General features: G+C 69.1%; 5 protein-coding genes. All 5 read left to right on the plus strand.

What is annotated here, in order from left to right; translation table 11 throughout:
* The first annotated feature begins 17 nt into the window (after positions 1–17).
* Entirely contained in the window at positions 18–2,126 is a 2,109-nt protein-coding gene (locus VFF46_RS24465) for a glycoside hydrolase family 2 protein (RefSeq protein WP_325039541.1), read from the plus strand.
* 216 nt (positions 2,127–2,342) lie between these two features.
* Positions 2,343–3,977 (plus strand): hypothetical protein, encoded by a 1,635-nt coding sequence (locus VFF46_RS24470; RefSeq protein ID WP_325039542.1) that lies wholly within the window; start codon positions 2,343–2,345, stop codon positions 3,975–3,977.
* A 288-nt stretch (positions 3,978–4,265) separates the two neighbouring features.
* Positions 4,266–4,568, plus strand: coding sequence for an urease subunit gamma (locus tag VFF46_RS24475; protein WP_325039545.1), 303 nt, complete (start codon positions 4,266–4,268; stop codon positions 4,566–4,568).
* Between the two features lie 11 nt (positions 4,569–4,579).
* Entirely contained in the window at positions 4,580–4,972 is a 393-nt protein-coding gene (gene ureB, locus VFF46_RS24480) for an urease subunit beta (RefSeq protein ID WP_325039543.1), read from the plus strand.
* Positions 4,965–6,325, plus strand: a 1,361-nt coding sequence (gene ureC, locus VFF46_RS24485; RefSeq protein ID WP_325039544.1) for an urease subunit alpha, incomplete at its 3' end; no start/stop codon positions are given. The genes ureB and ureC, both read left to right, overlap by 8 nt.

Consider the following 6,325-nt stretch of genomic DNA (forward strand, 5'->3'; position numbering starts at 1 on the left):
CACCTAAGGTCGTGGGTATGGACGAGTGGCGGTTCGGGCGGCTGACCGCCGAGGCTGCGGTGACCTCGGCGTACGACGACAGCGGGTTCGCGGTGGTCACGCTGCCGCACACCGTCGTACCGCTGTCGTGGCGGGACTGGGACGCCGACTCGTGGGATGACCGGTGGTGCTACCGGCGGTGGGTCGACGTACCGGCTGATGCGCAGCGGGTGTTCGTCGACGTGGACGGGGCACTGCACGCGGCCTCGGTGTACGTCAACGGGCAGCTCGCGGGATCGCAGGAGGGCGGGTATCTCGCGCACACGTACGAGGTGACGTCGCTCGTACGGCCGGGCGCGAACCTGGTGGCCGTCGTCCTGGATGCCCGCTGGCTGCCGATCCCGCCGAACGGTCACCCGGACGGGCACGGCGCGGTCGACTACTACCAGCCCGGCGGCCTCTCGCGATCGGTCGAGGTGCGGTTCGAGCGGGACGCGTTCATCTCCGATCTGTACACCCGCCCGCTGGACGTCCTCGACCCCATCGCCCGGCGCGTCGAGGTCACCTGCGCGATCGACGGTCCGGGTGAGCTGGCGAGCGTCGAGCTGCGGACGGCCGACGGCCGGGTGATCGCGGAGGGTCCGATCCTGCGCGACCTCGGCGACGTACAGCTCTGGTCGCCCGACTCCCCCGTCCTGTACGACGTCGTCGCGCGGCTCGGCAACGGCAGTGAGCGGAGCGTACGGATCGGCTTCCGGGAGGCGCGTTTCGAGGTCGACGGGTTCTACCTGAACGGCACTCGGGTCGAGCTGTTCGGGCTGAACCGGCACCAGATCTTCCCGTGGACCGGAATGGCGATGCCCGACCGGGTGCAGCGCCGTGATGCCGAGATCCTCCGCAACGAGCTGAACTGCACGATGGTCCGCTGCGCGCACTACCCGCAGTCCCCGGCGTTCCTCGACGCCTGCGACGAACTCGGGCTGCTCGTCTTCGAGGAGATCCCCGGCTGGCAGTACGTCGGAGACGCCGCCTGGCAGGACCGGGCGGTCGCTGACGTCGAACGGATGATCCGCCGCGACCGGAACCGCCCGTCGGTGGTCGTCTGGGGCGTCCGGGTGAACGAGTCGGCGAACTACCCGGAGCTGTACCGGCGTACCCAGGACGCCGCGAAGGCGCTCGACCCGGACCGCGCGACCAGCGGCGCGATGGTCGCCGGGGAGTACTCGACGAACGACTTCCACCAGGACGTGTTCGCGTACAACGACTACGCCCACGACGAGAGCGGCGCGACGCTGCTCGAACCGCTGCCCGGCATCCCTTACCTCGTCACCGAGGCGATCGGGTCGCTTGCCGGGCCGCACTTCTACCGTCGTACCGACCCGCAGTCCGTGCAGGCCAGGCAGGCGTTCCTGCACGCGCAGGTGCACCAGCAGGCAGCCGTCGACGACCGGTACCTCGGCGTGGTCGCCTGGCAGGCGTTCGACTACGACTCCGAGAACGGTTGGGTCGACCATCGACTGAAGTGCAACGGCGTGGCCGACACGTTCCGGATCCCGAAGCTGGGCGCCGCGATCTACCAGGCGCAGGTGCCGCCGGCGCGACGGCCGGTGATCGCGCCCGCGTTCTACTGGGACGGGTCGGCGCCGGACGAGCTGATGATCTGCTCGAACTCCGAATGGCTCGAGGTGTTCCTCGACGGGGACCTGGTCGCGACCGTGCGTCCCGACACCGAACGCTTCGGCGGACTGCGCTACCCGCCGTCGTTCCTCACGCTGCCGGCCTCGCGCGCCGAGCTGCGGATCGACGGGTATGTCGACGGGCGCCAGGTCATCACCCGCACGTTCTCCGCCGAGGTAGCCCGCCTGCAACTGGTTGCCGACGACACCGAACTGGTGGCCGATGGCACCGATCTGGTTCGGGTGGTGCTGCAGGCAACTGATGCCCACGGCAACCCGCTCCCGGCGGTCGGCACCGTCACCTTCGACCTCGCCGGTCCGGCAGAACTCGTCGGTGACACCACCTTCCCGCTGGAGTCCAACGGCGGCGCCGTCGCCGTGTGGCTCCGTGCTCACGAACCTGGCCCCATCACCCTCACCGCGAAGCACCCGAACCTCGGCACCGCAACCGCCACCGTGACAGCCGTCTGAGCCGCGCCTACAGCGCGGCCGGGGCTGGGCGAGCTGCTGCTGGATGCGGCGGGTCTCGCGAAGTACCTCCAGACGGAAGTACGCGAACGTAGCAGCTTGGCAACACGCCGGTAACACCGCGTTCCTAGGTTCCTTCCATTCGGGTGCATCCACCACCGGCACCGTCGCCGGTCCGCCGGAGCACCGCTCGCCCGAAGGTGCCGCAGGAGTTCCGCCATGACAGTTGAACCCTCGCTCGACGACCGCACCACCGCCTCCCCCATCCCGGCCACCAAGACCCGCGAAACGCTCGAGGACTACACCCTCCGGTTCGCCCCGCGCAGCTACCGGAAGTGGTCGACCGGCGTCGTCGCCGTTTCTGCCCTCGGCGGGATCGCCTACCTCGCCGACTTCGCGATCGGCGCGAACATCGGGATCTCGTACGGGACCACGAACGCGCTCTGGGGGATCGCGATCTTCGCCGTGGTGATCTTCGCGACCGGACTGCCGCTCGCGTACTACGCCGCCCGGTACAACCTCGACCTCGACCTGATCACCCGCGGCAGCGGCTTCGGGTACTACGGGTCGGTGGTCACGAACGTGATCTTCGCGTCGTTCACGTTCATCTTCTTCGCGCTCGAAGGCTCGATCATGGCGCAGGGCCTGCGCCTCGGGCTGCACGTACCACTGTGGCTCGGGTACGCGGTGTCGACGCTGGTGATCTTCCCGTTGGTGATCTACGGGATGAAGGTGCTCTCCACGCTGCAGGTGTGGACGACGCCGCTGTGGCTGGTCCTGATGGTGTTGCCGTTCGGCTACCTGCTCGTCTCGCACCCGTCGTCGGTGTCGACGTTCTTCTCCTACGGCCCGCACGCCGATCTCGGCTCGATGCTGCTCGCCGCCGGGGTGTGCCTGTCGCTGATCGCGCAGATCGCCGAGCAGATCGACTACCTGCGGTTCATGCCGCCGAAAACGCCGGAGAACTCGCGCCGGTGGTGGACCGCCGTACTGCTCGCCGGGCCCGGCTGGGTGATCTTCGGCGCGCTGAAGCAGGTGATCGGGCTGTTCCTCGCGGTCTACATCATCGCCCAGGTCGACGGCGGTACGGCGATCGCGAACCAGCCGGTGCACCAGTTCCTGGAGATCTACCGCGGGTTCCTGCCCGGGTGGCTGGCGATGACGCTGGCCGTCGTCCTCGTGGTGATCAGCCAGGTGAAGATCAACGTCACGAACGCGTACTCCGGATCGCTGGCCTGGACGAACTCGTACACCCGGCTGACCCGGCACTACCCCGGCCGGCTGGTGTTCCTCGCGTTCAACCTGGTGATCGCGCTGGTGCTGATGGAGGCGAACATGTTCGACTTCCTCAACACGATCCTCGGGTTCTACGCGAACTGCGGGATGGCGTGGATCGTCGTGGTCGCGTCGGACATCGTGTTCAACAAGTACCTGCTTCGGTTGTCGCCCAAGGCACCGGAGTTCCGGCGCGGGATGCTGTACGCGGTGAACCCGGTCGGCTTCGTGTCGATGGCGCTGGCCGCGGGCGTGTCGATCGTGGTCTTCTTCGGCGGCCTCGGGTCGGGCATCAAGCCGTACTCACCACTCGTCGCGATCGGTCTCGCGCTCGTACTGCCGCCTGTACTCGCCGTCGTCACGCGCGGGAAGTACTACCTGCGCCGGACCGACGACGGGCTCGACCTCCCGCTGTACGACGAGTACGGGAACCCGTCCGGCGAGGTGCTGACGTGTCACGTGTGCCGGCAGGAGTACGAACGACCCGACATGACCGCCTGCGCCACCCACGACGCCGCGATCTGTTCCCTCTGCCTCAGCACAGACAAGCTCGCCGACCACGTCCTACCCGCCCACTAGCACCAGCCGGCACGACTTGGGGAGGATTTCCTACCCGAGACGGCACGAAATCCTCCCCACGTCGGGTGTCCACACCCGCAGGGGTGCCTGTTCGGCGAAGCGTCCGGGTGGGAAGCTGCAACTGGACAGCATGTATACGTCCGCGGCCCCCGATCGGACGCTCGACCGCCGGGCGAGTCACCGGGCAGTAGACGTAGACCTCCTGTCGAGCCGCGCGTCAACCCAAACCTGGAAGGGAGCCCGCGGTTGCACCTCGTCCTCGTGGCGCGGGCACCCGCGAAGATTCCGATGAACTTCACCCCCGCCGACGTCGAGAAGCTGCTGCTCTCCGTGGCCGGCATGGTCGCCCGCGACCGGCTGGCTCGCGGTGTCCTCCTGAACCACCCCGAGGCGGTCGCCCTCCTCAGCACCTGGGTCATCGAACGAGCCCGCGAAGGCGCCCACGTAGCCGACCTGATGGAGTCGGGCCGCACAGTCCTCACCCGCGCCCAGGTAATGCCAGGCGTCGCCGAACTCCTCTCGGACGTCCAGGTCGAAGCAACTTTCCCCGACGGCCGCAAACTCGTGACTATCCACAACCCGATCATTTGAAGGCAGATAACATGGTCGACGACGGTACACTTAGCAAGGAAGAGCAGGGGGCGCAGGCATCAGCCGCCCCGCCCGGAGCTGTTCGTGTGCAGCCCGGCAGCATCCAACTCAACGCCGATCGTACGGACGATGAGCGGTTGCGGCTGGTGGTGGTGAATGTGGGCGATCGGCCGATTCAGGTGGGGTCGCACCTGCATCTGCCGGACGCGAACTCGGCGCTGGAGTTCGACCGGGAGGCGGCTCGGGGGTTCCGGCTGGACATCCCGTCGGGTACGTCGCAGCGGTTCGAGCCGGGGGCCTCCCGGGAGGTCGCGCTGGTCGCCCTCCGCGGGAACCGGCGCGTACCGGGGATCCAGGTGAAGCCGGCGCCGTCCGCGGACCTGGGCGAGGTGGGCCGTGGTTGAGATCTCGCGGGCGGCGTACGCCGCGCTGTACGGGCCGACCGTCGGGGATCAGGTGCGGCTCGGGGACACCGACCTGTGGGTGGAGGTAGAGCGGGACCTCACCGTGGGTGGTGAGGAGGTGGTCTTCGGCGGCGGGAAGTCCATCCGCGAGTCGATGGCGCAGGGTACGGCGACGCGGGCCGACGGGGCGCCCGACACCGTGATCACGAACGTGCTCGTGGTCGACTGGTGGGGCATCGTGCGGGCCGACGTCGGCCTCCGGGACGGCCGGATCGCCGCGCTCGGGCGGGCCGGGAACCCGGACATCGCGGACGGCGTCCACCCGGACCTCCGGATCGGCCCGTCGACCGACGTGATCGCCGGCGAGGGCCGGATCCTGACCGCGGGCGCGATCGACTCGCACGTCCACCTGCTCTCCCCGTCGCAGTTGCACGAGGCGCTCGCCACCGGGATCACCACGATCATCGGCGGCGGCACCGGTCCCAGCGAGGGCTCGAAGGCCACCACGGTCACGCCGGGCGCGTGGCACCTCGAGAAGATGCATCGCGCGCTGGACGCCGTACCGCTCAACATCCTGCTGCTCGGCAAGGGCAACACCGTCAGCGCCGAGGCGCTCGCCGAGCAGGCGCTCGCGGGTGCCGCCGGGTACAAGGTGCACGAGGACTGGGGCTCCACCCCCGCCGCGATCGACTCCGCCCTGCGCGCCGCCGACGCCTGGGGGCTCCAGGTCGCCCTGCACGCGGACAGCCTGAACGAGGCCGGGTACGTCGAGTCCACGCTGAACGCGATCGCCGGCCGCGGCATCCACGCGTTCCACGTCGAGGGCGCGGGCGGCGGGCACGCACCGGACATCCTGTCGATCGCGTCGTACCCGCATGTCATCCCGGGCTCGACCAACCCGACCCTGCCGCACACCGTCAACACGGTCGCCGAGCACCTCGACATGCTGATGGTCTGCCACCACCTCAACCCGGACGTCCCGGAGGACCTCGCGTTCGCCGAGTCCCGGATCCGGGCCACCACGATCGCCGCCGAGGACGTGCTGCACGACCTCGGCGCGCTCTCGATCACCTCGTCGGACGCGCAGGCGATGGGCCGGATCGGCGAGGTGATCACCCGGACCTGGCAGGTCGCCCATGTGATGAAGCACCGGCGCGGTCCGCTCGGCGCGGTCGCGGACAACGAACGGGTCCGGCGGTACGTCGCGAAGTACACGATCAACCCGGCGATCGCGCACGGCATCGACCACGTCGTCGGCTCCGTCGAGGAGGGCAAGCTCGCGGACCTGACGCTCTGGGACCCGCGGTACTTCGGTGTCCGCCCGAACCTGGTGATCAAGGGCGGCGCGATCGT

The organism is Kribbella sp., from assembly GCF_035655035.1.
In the GTDB taxonomy this organism is placed as follows: Bacteria; Actinomycetota; Actinomycetes; order Propionibacteriales; family Kribbellaceae; genus Kribbella.

Bases quoted from the DNA above. Each gene is read 5' to 3' on its own strand.
- ureB (WP_325039543.1), top strand. From the start codon at position 4,580: ATGGTCGACGACGGTACACTTAGCAAGGAAGAGCAGGGGGCGCAGGCA.
- VFF46_RS24470 (WP_325039542.1), top strand. From the start codon at position 2,343: ATGACAGTTGAACCCTCGCTCGACGACCGCACCACCGCCTCCCCCATC.
- VFF46_RS24475 (WP_325039545.1), top strand. From the start codon at position 4,266: ATGAACTTCACCCCCGCCGACGTCGAGAAGCTGCTGCTCTCCGTGGCC.
- VFF46_RS24465 (WP_325039541.1), top strand. From the start codon at position 18: ATGGACGAGTGGCGGTTCGGGCGGCTGACCGCCGAGGCTGCGGTGACC.